Source organism: Rhodothalassium salexigens DSM 2132, assembly GCF_004341375.1.
In the GTDB taxonomy this organism is placed as follows: domain Bacteria; phylum Pseudomonadota; class Alphaproteobacteria; order Sphingomonadales; family Rhodothalassiaceae; genus Rhodothalassium; species Rhodothalassium salexigens.
This window is the reverse complement of sequence record NZ_SLXO01000013.1, coordinates 1-16099: the sequence shown is the minus strand read 5'-3', so window position 1 is coordinate 16099 and position 16099 is coordinate 1. Positions and strand designations below refer to the sequence as shown.

Sequence of the window (16099 nt, the reverse complement as noted above, 5' to 3'; positions counted from 1 at the left end):
TCATAAGGCCCTCACCGCCCCGACTGTCAAGCGTCCGAGCGGTTATCGCCGGCACCGCCGGGCGGCGGCACCACCTTGATGCCCAAGCGCTGGGCGCGGGCCGGCAGCCGCGCCCAGACGGCGGCCCGCCAGGCCGGATCGGCACCGGCCCAGCGGCCAATCTCGTCGCCGGTCCGGGCACAGCCCCGGCACCAGCCGGTGCCGGGGTCGAGCGTACAAACCCCGACGCAGGGGCTCACCGGCAGCCGGCCGCGGCGGTCGCTCATGCCGGCGCCACCGCGCGGTCCGATCCGCCGGCGCCGTCGGCTCGGCCCTTGAGATCGGCAACGATGTCGCGCAGGGCCTCGACCCGGCTGGGATAATGCGCCCCTGGCCCCAGGTCGCGGTCGGCCTTGAGGTTCGACAGGGTCGCGCGGACCTCGTCGTTCATCCCGGTGATGAGGACCCGTTTGCCGGACCGGCGCCCGTCCTGGATGATGTCCTCGACCGCTCGGGTGGCCGACAGATCGATGGTTGGCAGGCGCGAGAAATCGAGCACCAGATAGGCGGTGCCATTATCGGTGCGTTCGCGCACCTGGTGGCCCATGTCGGCCGCCGCGCCGAAGCTGAGCGGCCCGCCGAAGTCGAACATCACCACCCGGCCGCCGGCCTCGTCGAGCAATGCGCGCTCCTCGGGGTCGCTGACCCGGTCCTTGATGGTGGCAAAGCGCTCGATCTGGGTGTCGGCGATCTGCTTGACGAACGCGATCGCCGCCAAGACGACGCCAACCCCGACCGCGGTGATCAGATCGACGAACACGGTCAGCCCCAGCACCAGCGCCATCAACGCCAGGTCCCAACGCGGGCCGCGATGGGCGACCTTCAGGTACGACCAGTCGACGATATCGACGCCCACCTTGATCAGGATCCCGGCCAGCACGGCGTGCGGGATCGCTTCGGCCAGCGGCGCCAGACTGATCACCACGGCCAACAGCACCAGCGCATGGATCATGCCCGACAGCCGCGTGCGCCCGCCGGTGCGGATATTGACCACCGTGCGCATGGTCGCGCCGGCGCCGGGCACGCCGCCGAACAGGCCGGCGATGGCGTTGCCGATGCCCTGGCCCATCAACTCGCGATTGGCGTCGTGGCGCGAGCGGGTCATGTTGTCGGCCACCAGCGAGGTCAACAGGCTGTCGATGGCGCCCAAAAGCGCCAAAATGACCGCCGCCTTGCCGATGATCACCGCGCTGTCGGCGGTGATCGCCGGCATCTGGAAGTCGGGAAAGCCGGTGGGAATGTCGCCCAACACCGGCGCGGGCACCGCCATCACCGAATTGAGCCACAAGCTGGCCAGCGTGCCGGCCACAAGAGCGACCAACGGGCCGGGCACGATCCGTCCCCAGCGCGCCGGCCACAGGAAGACGATGGCCAGGCACAACCCGCCCACCGCCAGGGCCGCCCAGACCGGATCGCTCGCCGCCTGAGGGATCGCCGCCAAGGCTGCGATGGTGCCGGTTTCCGACGGCGCATGACCGAACAGCCGCGACGCCTGCAACGCGATGATGATGATGCCGATGCCCGACATGAAGCCCGAGATCACCGGGTACGGCACCAGCCGGATATAGCGGCCGAGCCGCACCGCGCCCATGGCGACCTGGATCAGACCGGCCAGTACGACGGTGGCGAAGATCAATTCCGGGTGGCCGGAAAACGACGACACCACGCCCGCGAACACCACCACCATGGGCCCCGTGGGCCCGGAGACGTTGGTCGGCGTACCGCCGAACAGGGCGGCGAAGAACCCGACCAGAATGGCGCCCCACAGCCCGGCGATCGGGCCGACCCCTGATGCGGCACCGAAGGCGAGCGCCAATGGCAGAGCCACGACGCCGGCGGTCAGGCCACCATAGATGTCGCCGCGCAGATTGGATGGATCGAAGAATTTGCTGGCTTTCATGTCACCTCCTGACCGGGGCCGGTGTTCGTGCAGCATCCGCCACCGGGCCCAACGGGGCCCGCCGCGGCGTCGCGCACCGCTTTGGCCATGGAGGTGGTCAAATTGTCGGGCTGAGCGTCGGGCAGGTCGCTATACAACTCATCAACGGGTACAAAAGCCCGCCGGCTCTCGTCAAGCGCGTGCATGCCGCCGGTTCCGATATCATAAACCCAGCCGCGCAAGGTCACCGTGCCCTCGGCCAGCGCCTGGGCCACATAAGGGTGCGAGCGCAGGTGGGTGAGTTGAAGGATAACGTTTTCCTCGATCAGCCGCTTGAGCTTTTCTTCTTGGCTCAATTCGCGATCGCGCGTCTGCACGATCTGCACCGCCGCGCGCGCATAGTCGAGCCATTCGTGGGTGTGCGGCAAGTCTGCGAGACTGTCAGGGTTGAGCGCACCGGTCATCGCACCGCATTGCGAATGACCGCAAACGACGATGTGTGGCACCTTGAGCGCACCGATGGCGTATTCGATCGCCGCCGTCATGGCGCCGGTATGCGTGGTGTGGGGGGGCACGATGTTGCCGGCGTTTCGACAGATGAACAGTTCGCCCGGCTCGGTCTGCGTGACCATGGTGGGGTCGACCCGGCTATCTGAACAGGTAATGAACAACGCTTCGGGTTTCTGGCCTTGGGTCAGCGTTTCGAACATGGCGCGGCGGTCTGGATAGACCTCACGCTGGAACTTAACGACGCCGGCAGTAAGTTTGGGCACCCTGTCCTCCCTGTTAATGATCCGTACAGGAAGGGTATGGGGACGAAAATTTCCCGGTCAATGAAAACCGGTTCGCAATCACCCCGAAAGCGGCTGTTCACCCGGCGTTTGCGCCCTCGAAAGCCAATTTGTTACGGTTTCGAAATGATCACCGACCTGTCGAACGAACCGCTTTTGCCCGTCGACGCAGACGGAACGATCATCGCCAACAGACAGGGGGGAGAGACAATCGGAATCGGTGCCACGGGCGCTCGGGCCTCAATGCACACTGACTTGGAGAATTGCTTTCTTGACCCGGTAAACCCTAAACGCAATCAATAGACGGTTCGGGGCAGTGACCATCGGCGCGCGGACACCCCGGCGCCGGATCGTGAGGGGCTTGGAAAATCGTGACACAACCGCCCGAACCGCCGGCCGGCACCGCTGACGGGCGCGGCGGCAGCAGCCGTCGCCAAGCGCTGCTCGACGCCGCGGCGAACCTATTCGTCGCCAAGGGCTATGCCGGCACCTCGATCCGCGATATCGCCGCGGCGGTCGATATGCTGCCGGGGTCGGTCTACTATCACTTCGCGTCCAAGGAGCGGCTTTTGCTGGCCGTTCACCGCGAAGGCGTGGCCCATTTCACCGCCGAGGTGGAGGCCGCGCTGGCGCCATTTCAGGCGGCGGGACCGACGCTGGAACGGGTGGCGAGACAGGCGGCGGGACCGGCGGCGGGCCCATTGCCCGGCCGGACAACCGGCCAGAAAGCGGCCGAGGCGGCCGCCAAGAGAGCGTCCCAAGGCGACAGTCAGACGACGGCGCAGTCCGGCGGCCCGGCCGGGTGCGACAGCGACGCCTGGGCGGCGCTGGCGGCGGCCTGTGCGGCGCATCTGCGGGTGCTGCTGGACGGCAGTGCCTACGCCCAAGTGGTCACGCCCGAGTTCATCAAGACCCTGGGCCAGGATGTGCGCGACGAGATGGTGGCGGAGCGCGCGGTTTATGAACGACAGTTTATCGATCTGATCGACCGGGTTCCCTTGGCCGCAGGGGTCGACCGGCGGCTGTTCCGCTTGACCCTGTTCGGCGCCCTTAGCTGGGCGCTCCACTGGTATCGCCCCGACGGCCTGACGCCCGACGCCATCGCCGAGACCATGTTGACGCTGTTGCGCCGCGGCGTCGATGCGGCCGAACAACCGGCCGACGCCTGAGCCTTTCGGGCGATCCGATACAGACCGATACGCCCGGTCGCCCGCCCAACGCGGGCGACCGCTTCCCTCGGCGAGACGATTGCGGCAGGCTGACGCTATGGAACAGTCACCGGCGCGGGGCGCCGGTCCGCCGACGGCAGAGGCGGTGCGCGAAACGTCAAGGAGGATAATGGGGCCGTGATCGACCTATTGCCGGTTTTATTGGGCGTCGGGCTGGCGCAGGCGGTGGCGGTGGTCAGCCCGGGGCCGAGCCTGCTGGTGGTGGCGCGCACCGCGGTCGGGTCGACCCGGGTGGCCGCCGCCTGGACCGCGGTGGGTCTGGGCCTGGGCTCGGTGGTCTGGGGGCTCGGCGCGCTGTTCGGGCTCAAGTTGCTGTTCGCCGCCGTGCCGTGGCTCTACACCGCCGTCAAACTGGCCGGCGGCGCCTATCTGGCCTGGCTGGCGATCATGCTGTGGCGGCACGCGCGCACGCCGCTGGCCACCGGCCATGGCGGTGCCACACCGCTCGGCCAGACGCGGCGGCGCGCGGTCCGGCGCGGGCTGTTCACCCAATTGGCCAACCCCAAGGTGGCGGTGTTCTTCGGCTCGATCTTCGTCACCCTGTTGCCGCCCGACCCGCCGGCGGTGTTCTACGCGGTGCTGGTGCCGATGGTGTTCGCGATCGAGTGCGGCTGGTATCTGATCGTCGCCTATGCCCTGTCGACCGACCGGCTGCAGGGCGCCTATGGCCGGCTCAAGCCGACGCTCGACCGGGTTGCCGGCACCGTGCTTGCCGGCTTGTCGGTCAAGCTGGTGCTGGACCGCTAGCGCCGGGCGGACTGGGAGCCGCGCGGGCCCTGGATTGTCTCCACGCCCGGGCTTGTGTAGATAGCCTCGCGAAGACCGTGTCCGGGCCGCCTGCGGACCCCGGATGGACAGCATGAGAAAGGGGGCACAGCGGCCATGAAGATCACCCGCAAGGTCAAGGACATCCTCGCCAAGTACGAGGCCGACAATCCCGGCACCAAGGCCAATCTGGCGCGGCTTCTGGGCCATGGCCGGCTCGGCGGTACCGGGCGCATGGTGATCCTGCCGGTCGACCAGGGGTTCGAGCATGGGCCGGCGCGCTCCTTCGCCGCCAACCCGCCCGCCTACGACCCGCACTATCACTATCAACTGGCCATCGACGCCGGGCTGAACGCCTATGCCGCCCCCTTGGGCATGCTGGAAGCCGGCGCCGACCGATTTGCCGGCCAGATCCCCACCATCCTCAAGGTCAATTCGTCGAACAGCTGGGCGACCGAGAAGGACCAGGCGGTGCACGGCTCGGTCGAGGATGCGCTGCGCCTCGGCTGCTCGGCGATCGGCTTCACGCTCTATCCGGGCTCGCCCTGGTTCAACGAGATGGCCGAGGAACTGCGCGAGTTGATCGCCGAGGCCAAGGCCGCCGGCCTCGCCGCGGTGGTGTGGAGCTATCCGCGCGGCGGCGACCTGTCCAAGGCCGGCGAAACCGCGCTCGACGTCACCGCTTACGCCGCCCATCTGGCCGCCCTGATGGGCGCCCATGTGATCAAGGTCAAGCTGCCCGGCGAGCATCTGGAACAAAGCGAGGCGGCCCAGGTCTATGAGGCCCAGGGCGTCGCCGCCGCCAGCCCGGCCGAGCGGGTCGCCCATGTGATGCGCTGCGCGTTCGCCGGCCGGCGGCTGGTGGTGTTCTCGGGCGGCGCCAAGCGCGGCGAAACGTCGGTGTTCGACGACGCCCGGGCGATCCGCGACGGCGGCGGCAACGGCTCGATCATCGGCCGCAACACGTTCCAGCGCCCGCGCGACGAGGCACTGGCCATGCTCGACACCATCGTACAGATCTATCGCGACAAGGCCTGACCGGACGGCCGCCCGATCGGCGCCGGCCTGCGACACGCCGGCGCTGATCGGGCGCCGGTGCGGCGGCTCAGCGGCTCAGCGGCTCAGCGGCTTAGCGGCCGGCGCGGAAGGTGATCTTGATCAACTCCACCTCGAAGGTCAGGTCGGCGTCGGGCGGGATCGTGTCGGTACCGTTCTTGCCATAGGCCAGGTAAGACGGGATCTCCAACAGCCACTTGTCGCCCTCGCGCATCATCAACAGCGCTTCCTGCCAGCCACGGATCACGCCGCGCACGGCGAACACCGCCGGTTTGTCGCGGTCATAGGTGCTGTCGAACACCGTGCCGTCGGCGAGCCGGCCTTCATAGTGCACGCGCACCATGTCGCCGGGGCCGGGCTGGGCGCCGCCGCCGGCCGTCAACACCTTATAACGCAAGCCGCTTTTCCGGGTGATGAAGCCGTCTGAGTCGGCCTCGGGCGGCGCCTCGGGCGCGGTCAGGGCGTCGAGCCGGGCCTCGGCCTCGGCGGCATAGGCGCCCGGAAACAGCCCCGCCTTGACCTCGGCGAGATAGGCCTCGAACAGCGCCGGGTCATCGCTGTCGGCGATGCGCGCCCAAAAGCTTGCCTCGCGCGTCGCCGCCTCGTCGTCCTGAGCGTGCACCGGCCCCCACGCGGCCGCGGCCAAAGCGAACAGCAAGACAAACGGACGGACCGGACCAAGACGCATAGGAGGGCTCCAGGGGAAACGACGATGCGAGGGGGCGAGCCTAGCCGGGCGCGTCGATCGAGACAATCGCGCGATCCGTGCTACACTGACGGTCGAACATGGTGCTGTTTCAGGCCGAGAAGCTGCGGCAAATCAAGCGTTAACGTAATTTAAGACCAAAGTCTGACTGCCGCTCGCCCGGTTGCGTTGTCACACTCCCCGCCCTTTCAGCGCATTCGGAGGTAACCGCCATGACCAACCCGTTCGAAGCGGATTTCCTGGCCCGACAGGAGGCGAACCACGTACCGCTGTCGCCGGTGGATTTTCTGCTGCGCACGGCCGAGGCCTACCCCGACCGTGTCGCCGTGATCCACGGCCGCCAGCGCTTCACCTATGCTCAGATGCTGGAGCGCGTGCGCCGGCTCGCCTCGGCGCTCAAAGGCCGCGGCATCGGCCCCGGTTCCACCGTCTCGGTGCTGGCGCCCAATATCCCGCCGCACCTGGAGGCGCACTTCGCGGTACCGATGACCGGCGCGGTGCTCAACTCGATCAATTACCGGCTCGACGCGGCAGCGGTCGGCTTCATCCTCGACCATGGCGAATGCGACGCGCTGCTGGTCGACGGCGAGTTCGCCGACCTGGCGCGCGCGGCACTGGGCCACGCGGCACGCTCGCCACTGGTGATCGACCTGGCCGACCCCGAAGGCCCCGACAACCGGCTGGTGCCGATGTCATACGACGACCTCTTGGCCGAGGGCGACCCCCATGAGGAGGTCTGGCACATCGAGGATGGCTGGCAGGCGATCGCGCTCAACTACACCTCGGGCACCACGGGCAACCCCAAGGGCGTGGTCTACCACCACCGCGGCGCCATGCTGAACGCCATCGGCAACGTCCAGGCCTGGGACATGGGCCACGACCCGGTCTATCTGTGGACGCTGCCCATGTTCCACTGCAATGGCTGGTGCTTCCCCTGGGGCGTGACCATGCAGGGCGGCACCCATGTGTGCCTGCGCAAGGTGGCCGCCGAGCCGATCATCAACAATATCGCCGAACACGGCGTCACCCATATGTGCGGCGCGCCGATCGTGCTCAACATGATCGCCAACGCCGAGGAGACGCTGCGTGCCAAGCTGCCGCAAGGGTTGCGGGTATTGACCGCCGGGGCCGCGCCGCCGCCCCGGGTGATCGAAGCCATGGAGGACACCGGCGCCACGATCACCCACGGCTACGGCCTGACCGAAACTTATGGGCCGGCCACGGTGTGCGCCTGGCACAAGGAATGGGACCACCTGCCGCTGGCCGACCGGGCCGCGCTCAAGGCGCGCCAGGGCGTGCGCTTCATGGTGCTTGAAGGGCTCGACGTGATGGACCCCGAGACCATGGTGCCGGTGCCCGCCGACGGCGAAACCCTGGGCGAGATCGTGTTCCGCGGCAATGTGGTCATGAAGGGCTATCTGAAGAACCCCACCGCCACCGAAGAGGCGTTCCGCGGCGGCTGGTTCCATTCGGGCGACTTGGCGGTCAAGCACCCCGACGGCTATATCGAGATCCGCGACCGGTCGAAGGATATCATCATCTCAGGCGGCGAGAACATCTCGTCGATCGAGGTCGAGGGTGTGCTCTACCAGCACCCCGCGGTGCTCGAAGCTGCGGTGGTCGCCAAGCCGGACGAGACATGGGGCGAAACGCCGTGTGCCTTCGTCACCCTCAAGCCGGGTCAGACCGCCACCGAGGCCGAGATCGTCGCCTTCTGCCGCGCCGAGATGGCGCACTTCAAGGCGCCACGCCACATCGTCTTCTGCGACCTGCCCAAGACCTCGACCGGCAAGATCCAGAAGTTCATCCTGCGCGAACGCGCCAAGGAACCGGTGGCGGCCGAATAGAGCCGAACCCTCAAGAAGGCAAGAAAGACAGCCCCTCACGGTCGTCACGACAAGACCCCGTGAAGGGCTGCCCATAATTCTTCTCAAAACTAAGCCTAAAACACGGCTAACACATTCGGAAGAAGAAAAAGGCCCAAAGAAACGATCGATAAATATATTTGAAGCCCTAGAGTCGGTTTCGAACGTCATGACGAGCGGGCCAATCGGCGAATGAGCAGCATTGCAGATGCGGCATAGCGGCATGCTGCGGCGCAATTGACGCTCGCATCGACATCTTTGGCAAGCCGCCGGTTGCGGTTGATCCCGGCAAAGAAGCGTTCGACCACCCCCCGCCTCGGGAGGACGACGAAGCCGACCTTATCGGGTGGCTTTCTGACGATTTCGACGAGGATGTTTTCGGCCACGGCGGCAAATCCGACGGCAAGAGCCGCCACGTGATGCCGCCGCGCAGCACGGAGAAGGTCGCGTGGATGATTTCCCGCATCGGCCAGGCGCGGGGCCGGCCTGTCTTCGAAGCGACAGGCAGATACGGCTCGATCAGCCGCCACTCCTTGTCCGTCAAACCGGTCTGGTATCGCGCCGTAGGGCGACTATGCTGCTTACGGGTGGTCGGAGCCCACATGACAATCTCCAGGAAGCTTCGCAACTCCTTGGAATCCGATGAGCCTCGACCGCTCAACCACTTCCGAAACGGCATCTGAGCTGAAGCTTCCAGTCTATACGTCAGGAGGGCTGGACATTAAAACTTCAGGTTATCATCGTCTGGGGGCGTTTCCAGAATCTCTGGCACCCTGCTATGCGCCTCGATCCATGCCCGCTTATGCGGTGCGATCCACGCAGCAGTCTCAAGGATTCTCAGGTAGTCTTTTTCAAGGTGCCTGGTGAAGATCGGTTCATGATGCGCGATCCTGTTCCTGAAAGTGCGCAGGTAGTCCAGCGGCTGATGAACCTTCTTGCGGGTGATGTTGGTTGCATGCGGGAACGCGTGTCTCAGAGCAGGGCGCCAGAGCGTCATCTCGTAGTTGGCTTTCGTCTCCGTTTTCCGGTCGATGACGCCGCCTCGACCCAGAAGGGACACCCAGAAACCGAAAGATAGAGAGGCGATGACGTGAGGCGCATCTTCCGGATACTTGTCCTTGCGTAGCCCCTGCTTGGTCTGATCAACTCGCGCAAGGCAACCACTGTCGAGACCGGCCTTGGCACTGTCGTACCATGCCGGTCCATAGACACGGGCCAGCTCGCGGTTCATCGCGTTTCGAAGTGCGATCTCAAGAGCCTGAAGCGGTCCATAGAAAGCCGCGCTGACCGCCGTATTCCATGTGTAAAGTCTGACTGCTTCGGCCCGGTCACCGCCGGTAGCGGTCAGATATTTCCCGAGCCGATCCGCCGACAGCGATGCTTCCAGCTCATCGAGAATGTCGTCGTTCAGGCCAAAATTCTTGACATTTGGGGTAGGACTGGTCACACTTACCTCGTTAGCCCCGGACCCGCCTCTGCCCTAGGCATGCGCCCGGGGCTCAGCATTTCAGGACATTGAATTCGTCAATTTGCGGTAGCGGATGGTTTGCGTTTCGGTTTGTATCCGCGCTTCGCCACAGCTTTCCGCTCGGTCTTCACGTCTTCCTCGACCTTACGGAATTCCGGTTCGAGCTTCTTCAGACGCTCCACCAGACCGCTCAGGTCGTAGGTATTCGTCATTTTGCCGCCGTGAGTCGCGCGTCGCTCGATGCGTTTGACAAGGCCCGCCTGCTCCAGCTCGGCTATGTATCGTTGCACTTGTCGCTCACTCAGGCCCAGCCGTTCAGCCAGAAGCTTCTTGCCCGGATGGGGCTTGCGTGCGTCCTCCCACCAGAAATCGCACAGCTGCATCAGGACAGAAAGCTGCGTGGGATTCAGGCCGAGCCTCTGCTGCGCCCTGAGCAGCAGAGACGGCACGATACAGAACCCGAGGTCCATGACCTGTTTACCCCATTTCTTCTCGGAGGCACGGCCTGCGTTGGGAGGTCGAAGCTGGACGACATTGCCAGCATCACTTTTGTTTTTGTCAGACATGATTTATTCCTTTATGAACCTGGCACCAGACGCCGATGACCACTCCTGACCTCTTCTCGCCTCCAAAAGACAACGAATCCGTCTGGCGGTAATATCGCCTTCAAATCCAAACGTTTCAATGGAAAGCCACCAGACGGATTTGTCCATGCGGTGAAGTCATGAATGACTGCACGGTACGGCCATGCATGTCCGCTAAAGAAGAACAGATTTACCCAGTATCCGAAAAGCGGATGAACGAGTATGAACCTGGCACCAGACGCCAATGACCAGTCCCTAACCTCATCTCGCCTCCAAAAGACAACGAATTCCGTTCAATCGAGGCTCAAACAGAGAGGTGGCATGGAGATCGCCCCGCAGCAGGCACTCAAGAGTTGGTTTCGAACGTCATGACGAGCGGGCCAATCGGCGAATGAGCAGCATTGCGGCTGCGGCATTGACGCTCGCTTCAACGTCTTTGGCAAGCCGCCGGTTGCGGTTGATCCAGGCAAAGAAGCGTTCAACCACCCACCGCCTCGGGAGGACGACGAAGCCGACCTGATCGGGTTGCTTTCTGACGATTTCGACGAGGATGTTTTCGGCCACGGCGGCAAATCCGACGCCAAGAGCCGCCACGTGATGCCGCCGCGCAGCACGGAGAAGATCGCGTTGATGATTTCCCGCATCGGCCAGCCGCGGGGCCGGCCCGTCTTCGGAGCGGCAGGCAGATCATGACAATTCCAGGAAGCTTCGCAACTCCTTGGAATCAGATGAGCCTCGACCGCTCAACCACTCTCGAAACGGCCTCTGAGCCTCTCTGCGTCGCCGCGGCGACCCTGGTCCGACGGCCCGTCCCCAACTGGCTCGACCAATGCCCCCTCCCCCGGCCCGGCAGCCTTGCCTCGCGTCGATCTTGTCGGCCTGTGCCGATATCGTCCACCCGAGACGGCCGGAAAGATCGACCCGGGCGGCCCTGCGGCGGCCCTGTGCCGGCGGCGGACGAACGGAGCGCCGCCGGCACAGGTCTGGCTTACTGGCCGGCGTCTCCGGCGTCGCCGCCTTCGCCCTCGCCCGGCACCACGGCGACCACATGGGCGCGGTCGTTGACCAGATAGGTCTTGGCCAGCGCATTGAGGTCGGCGACCGTGGCGCTCTCATAGTGCGCCACCGCCTGGCGATGCGCCTCCAGATCGTCCGGGTCGGTCTGCGAGCGTTCCAGCACGTTGATCCAATAGCCGTTCTCGTTGGCACGCGCCTCTTCCAGGCTTTCCAGGATCGGCTGGCGGGCGCGCTGCAACTCGTCGGCCTCGATCGTGCCCCGGGCCAGATCGGCCGCGATCGCCTCGATCACCGCCACGGTGGCGTCGAGGTCGGCGGTGTCCACCTCCGAGCCTGCGAACACATAGCCAAAGCCGTCGAACGCGTCGGAGAAGCTGGCGCCGGTCTGGGGCGAATAGGACGCGCCCAGCTGTTCGCGGATCTTGTCGGTCATGCGCAGTTGAAAGACCTCGCTCAACAGCGTCATGTGGCGCACTTGCTCCAGGTCGTCGTCGTCGAAGGCCGGCCAATAGACCCGCACCAAAGCCTGATCGGCCGCCCCGGCATGGGTCAGCGTGGTGCGCCCGGGCTCGGGGAACGACACGTCCCAGCCCGCGCCATGGTCGACGAAGTCGGCCGGACGCCGGTCGAGCGCGCCGAACGTCCGCGCCACCTGCTCGATCACCGCATCCGGGTCGATATCGCCGACCACATTGACCTCGATGGCGCTGTCGGTAAGCGCCGGGCCCAAATGCGCCTTCAGGTCATCGAGCGTAAACGCCTCAAGGGCGGCACGGCTCGGCAGCCCCAGACGCTGGTTGCCGGTGAGGATTGCCTCCACCCGGGTCTGCAGGACCCGCCCGGGCGTGGCGTCAAGGGTGTCGTAGACCGCCGCGATGGTGCGCTGATACTGCGCCTCGGCCTCGGGGCGATAGGCCGGGTCGGTCATGAACGCCGCCCACAATTGCAACTGCAACAGCAGGTCATCGGGCGTGGTCAGGCTGCGATAGCCGAAAGCGTCTTGGCCGCTGCCCAATTGCACGCCCACATTGTGCCCGGCCATCAAGCGTTGCAGATCGTCCAGGCTGTGCGCGCCCACACCGCCGGCCACGAAGCCCAGCGACACCAGGCTGTCGATGCCGGCCTGCTCCGGCGTTTCGCTCAAGACCCCGCCGCCGAAACGCACCGAGGCCAGCACCTTGCCCTTCTCGATATCGGTGCGCTTGACGTTGAGCATCACATTGTTGGCGAACCGCACCTGGGTGAAGTCCAGGTCCTCGACGGTGTCGCGCGCGACCACCTCGCCCGGGGTTCCGAAATCGGTATAGGCGAACGACAGGTCCTTCTGGCCCTCGGGCGGGCTCACCTCCACCTGCGCCGATTGGCGCAACACCGCCAGAATCGCTTGCGCGGGGTTTTCCACGTCGGCGGACGTGGCCAGATGCGCCTGGATCATGGCGCCCTGCCACATGGCACGCAGCGCACCAACCACCGCCTCGGGCGTCACCGTGTCGGCGGCCGCCTCGAACAGCGCCAGGTCGGTGTCTGGGTGGGTATACACCGACCGGCCATGATAGGCGCCCATGACGCCGCTGGCGAGCACGGCATTGCGCCGGGTGTCGGCACTGTCGACGGCGTTTTTCAGCGCCGTGCGGATATTGGCCACTTGCTCGTCGATTTCGGCCTGGGTGACGCCATGTTGCAGCGCCGCGCGCAACTGCTGTTCGGCCAGCATCAAGGCGTCGCGCCACGTGTCGGGCTCGGCGACCACGGTCACCGCCGCGCGCTCGGCAACCCGGTAGAGCGGCCCATAACCGGCGCTGCCCTGGACGAACCGGGCGTCTTCGGCACGGGCGAGGCGGGCGAAACGGCGCGAGATAACGCCGTTGGCAACCTGGCGCAGCAGCGCCTGGCGGCGGGTTTCCGAGGTGTCGGGCCGGGCCTCATAGGGCTTGACCATGCTCAGCGACACGATGGTCGGGATGTCGGGGTCGTGGAAATAGCCGGCCACCGATTGCGGCGTCGGCTGCACCGGATCGGGGGTGCCGAAATCGGGGTTGGGCGCCGCCGCCTCGGGCTGGCTCCAATCGGCGAAGCGCTTTTCGATGCGCGCTTCGATGGCGTCGGGGTCGACGTCGCCGGCGATGACCAGAAACGCCCGCTGCGGCGTGTAGAACGCCTCATAGAAGGCGCGGAACCGCTCGGACCCGGCGTTTTCGAGCACCTCGGGGTCGCCCACCGACACCGCCGCCGGCAGCTTGGTGCCGGGGACCAGAAAGTCGAACAGCGCCTGGGTGTAGCGGCGCTGGGGCGTGTTGCGCACCCGGCGCTCCGACAGCACCACACCGCGCTCGCGGTCGATGGCGTCCTCGGCCAGGGTCAGCCGGTCGGCCAGTTCGCGCATCAGCATCAACGCGGTGGACAGCGTCTCTTCGCCGACCTCGGGCAGTTCGAGCATATAGGCGGTGCTGAGCGGGCCGGTGGAGGCGTTGGTGTCGGGGCCGAACTTGAGCCCCAAGCGCTCCAGCATCTTGGTGAACTCGCCCTCGGGCACGTTTTCCGAGCCGTTGAAGGCCATATGCTCCAGGAAATGGGCGAGCCCGCGCTGGTCGGCGGCCTCCATCATCGAGCCGGCGCGCATGTGCAGGCGCACCGACGCCTGCCCCTCGGGGCCCTCATTGGCGACGATGGCGTAGCGCAGGCCGTTGTCCAGTTCGCCATAGCGCACGCCCGGGTCGGGGGTCAGCTCGCTCTGGGTGCGCGGCCAGGGCGGCGGCGCGATGCCCGCGTCGTCGGCCGCGCCCACCGGACCGGTCCACGCCAGCCCCAACGCCAGCACGAGCCCCGCCGCCCATCGGCCGCGCGGCCCGCTCCGACGCCGCACGCCGGTCGGTTCCATCGCCTCGTTCATCGGCACTCTCCTCACAATCGCTGCTACTTGCGACCCCTCGTCAAGATCGGTCCACGCCTACGACAATGGCGCGCACATCGCCAGCCATAAATCGCCACACCGACAGGGTTCCGGCGGCAAGGCTGGCGCGAAGCGCGCGTTGGTGCAAGGGGGGCAGCGATTAGCGGAGATGGCCACGAGACAAGCGGCGATCCGACCGACGCCGGGCGGCCTCGTCGAGGCTTGGGCAGGCGCCGCCGCCCGGGCTTGGCGGCGATGGGCGGGCGTGGCCGCACTCGGGCTCGTGGCGATGCACGGCCGGGCGCGCCGGTCCGGCACGCGGGCGCGTCGGGGCCGGGCTGGCGGGCGGTCTAAGCCGGCCCCCGCCCGGCCCCCTGGCCGCCGCCCAGGCCGTTCAGGCCGTACAGGCAGCCCAGGCCGCCCGGAATCCGACGCCGGGCGGCCTGGCCCGGTCAGGCGGTCGGGTCGGCGGCGACGCGGACCAGCCGCTTGCCCCGGTTGGCGCCGGTGAACAGGCCGCCGAGCGCGTCGGGCGTCTGCTCGAAGCCGTCGACGATGTCCAGATTATAGACGATCCGGCCGTCACGGACCCAGCGCGACAGCCGCCGCACCGCCTCGGGGAACAGGTCGGCATGGTCGAGGACGATAAAGCCCTCCATGCGCGCCCGGCGCAGGATCAGGTTGAGATAGTTGCGCGGGCCGCGCGGCGTCGAGGTGTAGCCCGAGATGCCGCCGCAGACCACGATGCGCGCGCCGTGGGCGATCGCACCGAGGCCGGCGTCGAGCGCGTCGCCGCCCACATTGTCGAAGAACAGGTCGACCGGCGCCTTGAGCGTGGTGCGCAGGCCCTCGGCCACATTCTGCTGCTTATAGTCGATGCAGGCGTCGAAGCCGAGCGTGTCGGTGACCCAGGCACATTTCTCCGCCCCGCCGGCGACGCCGACCACCTGGCGCGCGCCGGCGATCTTGGCCAATTGACCGACGATCGAGCCCACAGCCCCCGCCGCCCCGGTGACCAGCACGGTGTCGCCGGCCTGGATGCGGCCGATATGGAACAGGCCCACATAGGCGGTCAGCCCGGTCATGCCGAGCACGCTTTGGGTCAGCGCCAGCGGCGCGTCGGCGGGCACGGCGCGCAGCGGCTGGCCGGTCAGGTCATAGCCGTCGCAAAGCATATGTTCCTGCCAGCCGAGCGTGCCGGTGACCAGGTCGCCGACCTTGAAGCGCGGATGGTTCGACGCCAGCACGCGCCCGGCACCGCCCGCCAGCATCACGTCGCCGGGGTTGATCGGCGGCATATAGTCGGCGATGCCCTGCATCCAGCTCACCTGCGCGGGGTCGACCGACAGATAGATGGTCTCGACCAGCACCTGGCCCGGACCGGGCTCGGCCACCGGCTGGGTGTCGAGGGTGAAATGCTGCGGGCCGGGATTTTCGCCAATGGGAGCCTTTTGAAACAGCCAACGCCGGGTCGTTTCGGTCATGAAATCGATCCTCTTTTCGGGGAATGAACGCGCTGAAACTGAACTGCGACCCCGAACCTAAGCGCGCCCGACCGGGGTCGCAAGCCCGACACTTGCCAAACACAAAAAGCAACCCCGCACTTCGATTAACACCAGAAAATCAACCTAAAAACACATATTTTTATTCGAACGAAGCCACTATTTTACTCATGTAGGACCCGATATCGTCAAAAATTCCATCCAGTTTTCTCTTAGGGGCTGTTGACGAAGTGGCGGAACCAGAGGCGGATCGAGGTGAGATGGATGAAGCCGAGATAGCTGTCGGCGGTTTTGTCGTAGCGGGTCGC

At 66.3% G+C, this 16099-nt stretch carries 12 protein-coding genes and 3 pseudogenes; 4 read left to right on the top strand and 11 right to left on the bottom strand.

Going from position 1 to position 16099, the window contains the following annotated elements:
* Positions 1-26: 26 nt before the first annotated feature.
* Genes EV659_RS13370 through EV659_RS13360 form a run of 3 tightly spaced genes read right to left on the bottom strand, consistent with a single transcriptional unit; the run spans position 27 to position 2691 of the window.
* A complete protein-coding gene (locus EV659_RS13370; RefSeq protein ID WP_132709394.1) occupies positions 27-266 on the bottom strand; it encodes a DUF1289 domain-containing protein in 240 nt (79 codons plus the stop codon).
* Positions 263-1939: a SulP family inorganic anion transporter gene (locus EV659_RS13365; protein ID WP_132709393.1), complete on the bottom strand. Its 1677-nt coding sequence runs from the start codon at positions 1937-1939 to the stop codon at positions 263-265. Before EV659_RS13365 ends, EV659_RS13370 begins: the two co-directional genes overlap by 4 nt.
* Positions 1936-2691, bottom strand: coding sequence for a carbonic anhydrase (locus tag EV659_RS13360; protein ID WP_132709392.1), 756 nt, complete (start codon positions 2689-2691; stop codon positions 1936-1938). Before EV659_RS13360 ends, EV659_RS13365 begins: the two co-directional genes overlap by 4 nt.
* Positions 2692-3080: 389 nt before the next feature.
* On the opposite strand from EV659_RS13360, the gene EV659_RS14915 reads away from it, so the two are divergent.
* From EV659_RS14915 to EV659_RS13345, 3 genes are all read left to right on the top strand, one after another.
* Positions 3081-3878 (top strand): TetR/AcrR family transcriptional regulator, encoded by a 798-nt coding sequence (locus EV659_RS14915; RefSeq protein WP_200287665.1) that lies wholly within the window; start codon positions 3081-3083, stop codon positions 3876-3878.
* A 177-nt stretch (positions 3879-4055) separates the two neighbouring features.
* Complete coding sequence (locus EV659_RS13350) at positions 4056-4685, top strand: LysE family translocator (RefSeq protein ID WP_200287663.1); 630 nt, start codon at positions 4056-4058, stop codon at positions 4683-4685.
* Positions 4686-4820: 135 nt separating this feature from the next.
* Entirely contained in the window at positions 4821-5741 is a 921-nt protein-coding gene (locus tag EV659_RS13345) for a class I fructose-bisphosphate aldolase (RefSeq protein WP_132709390.1), read from the top strand.
* 91 nt (positions 5742-5832) lie between these two features.
* Here the strand turns inward: EV659_RS13345 and EV659_RS13340 are convergent, their stop codons facing one another.
* Positions 5833-6447: an FKBP-type peptidyl-prolyl cis-trans isomerase gene (locus EV659_RS13340; protein ID WP_132709389.1), complete on the bottom strand. Its 615-nt coding sequence runs from the start codon at positions 6445-6447 to the stop codon at positions 5833-5835.
* Positions 6448-6677: 230 nt separating this feature from the next.
* On the opposite strand from EV659_RS13340, the gene EV659_RS13335 reads away from it, so the two are divergent.
* The gene (locus EV659_RS13335; RefSeq protein ID WP_132709388.1) at positions 6678-8312 is read left to right on the top strand and encodes an acyl-CoA synthetase; all 1635 of its coding nucleotides are present in this window, start codon (positions 6678-6680) and stop codon (positions 8310-8312) included.
* Between the two features lie 185 nt (positions 8313-8497).
* Here the strand turns inward: EV659_RS13335 and EV659_RS13330 are convergent.
* The 7 genes and pseudogenes from EV659_RS13330 to EV659_RS15265 form a co-directional block, all read right to left on the bottom strand.
* Positions 8498-8934 (bottom strand): annotated as a pseudogene (locus EV659_RS13330) (transposase).
* Positions 8935-9051: 117 nt separating this feature from the next.
* Positions 9052-9777 carry an Abi family protein gene (locus tag EV659_RS13325; RefSeq protein WP_132709387.1) on the bottom strand — a complete coding sequence of 242 codons (726 nt, stop codon included), beginning with the start codon at positions 9775-9777 and terminating at the stop codon, positions 9052-9054.
* 77 nt (positions 9778-9854) lie between these two features.
* A complete protein-coding gene (locus tag EV659_RS13320) occupies positions 9855-10364 on the bottom strand; it encodes a helix-turn-helix domain-containing protein (RefSeq protein WP_132709386.1) in 510 nt (169 codons plus the stop codon).
* Positions 10365-10748: 384 nt separating this feature from the next.
* A pseudogene (locus EV659_RS15170) lies at positions 10749-11003 on the bottom strand (transposase); the annotation flags it as partial.
* Positions 11004-11370: 367 nt separating this feature from the next.
* On the bottom strand, positions 11371-14289 hold the full coding sequence (locus EV659_RS13305) for a M16 family metallopeptidase (RefSeq protein ID WP_132709385.1): 2919 nt from the start codon (positions 14287-14289) through the stop codon (positions 11371-11373).
* A gap of 452 nt (positions 14290-14741) precedes the next feature.
* A complete protein-coding gene (locus EV659_RS13300) occupies positions 14742-15773 on the bottom strand; it encodes an NADP-dependent oxidoreductase (protein ID WP_132709384.1) in 1032 nt (343 codons plus the stop codon).
* A 230-nt stretch (positions 15774-16003) separates the two neighbouring features.
* Positions 16004-16099: pseudogene (locus EV659_RS15265) on the bottom strand (IS5 family transposase); the annotation flags it as partial.

Excerpts from the sequence above, each read along its gene's own strand:
- EV659_RS13320 (WP_132709386.1), bottom strand. The coding sequence starts at position 10,364 with ATGTCTGACAAAAACAAAAGTGATGCTGGCAATGTCGTCCAGCTTCGA.
- EV659_RS13335 (WP_132709388.1), top strand. The coding sequence starts at position 6,678 with ATGACCAACCCGTTCGAAGCGGATTTCCTGGCCCGACAGGAGGCGAAC.
- EV659_RS13300 (WP_132709384.1), bottom strand. The coding sequence starts at position 15,773 with ATGACCGAAACGACCCGGCGTTGGCTGTTTCAAAAGGCTCCCATTGGC.
- EV659_RS13365 (WP_132709393.1), bottom strand. The coding sequence starts at position 1,939 with ATGAAAGCCAGCAAATTCTTCGATCCATCCAATCTGCGCGGCGACATC.
- EV659_RS13340 (WP_132709389.1), bottom strand. The coding sequence starts at position 6,447 with ATGCGTCTTGGTCCGGTCCGTCCGTTTGTCTTGCTGTTCGCTTTGGCC.
- EV659_RS13370 (WP_132709394.1), bottom strand. The coding sequence starts at position 266 with ATGAGCGACCGCCGCGGCCGGCTGCCGGTGAGCCCCTGCGTCGGGGTT.
- EV659_RS13305 (WP_132709385.1), bottom strand. The coding sequence starts at position 14,289 with ATGAACGAGGCGATGGAACCGACCGGCGTGCGGCGTCGGAGCGGGCCG.
- EV659_RS13345 (WP_132709390.1), top strand. The coding sequence starts at position 4,821 with ATGAAGATCACCCGCAAGGTCAAGGACATCCTCGCCAAGTACGAGGCC.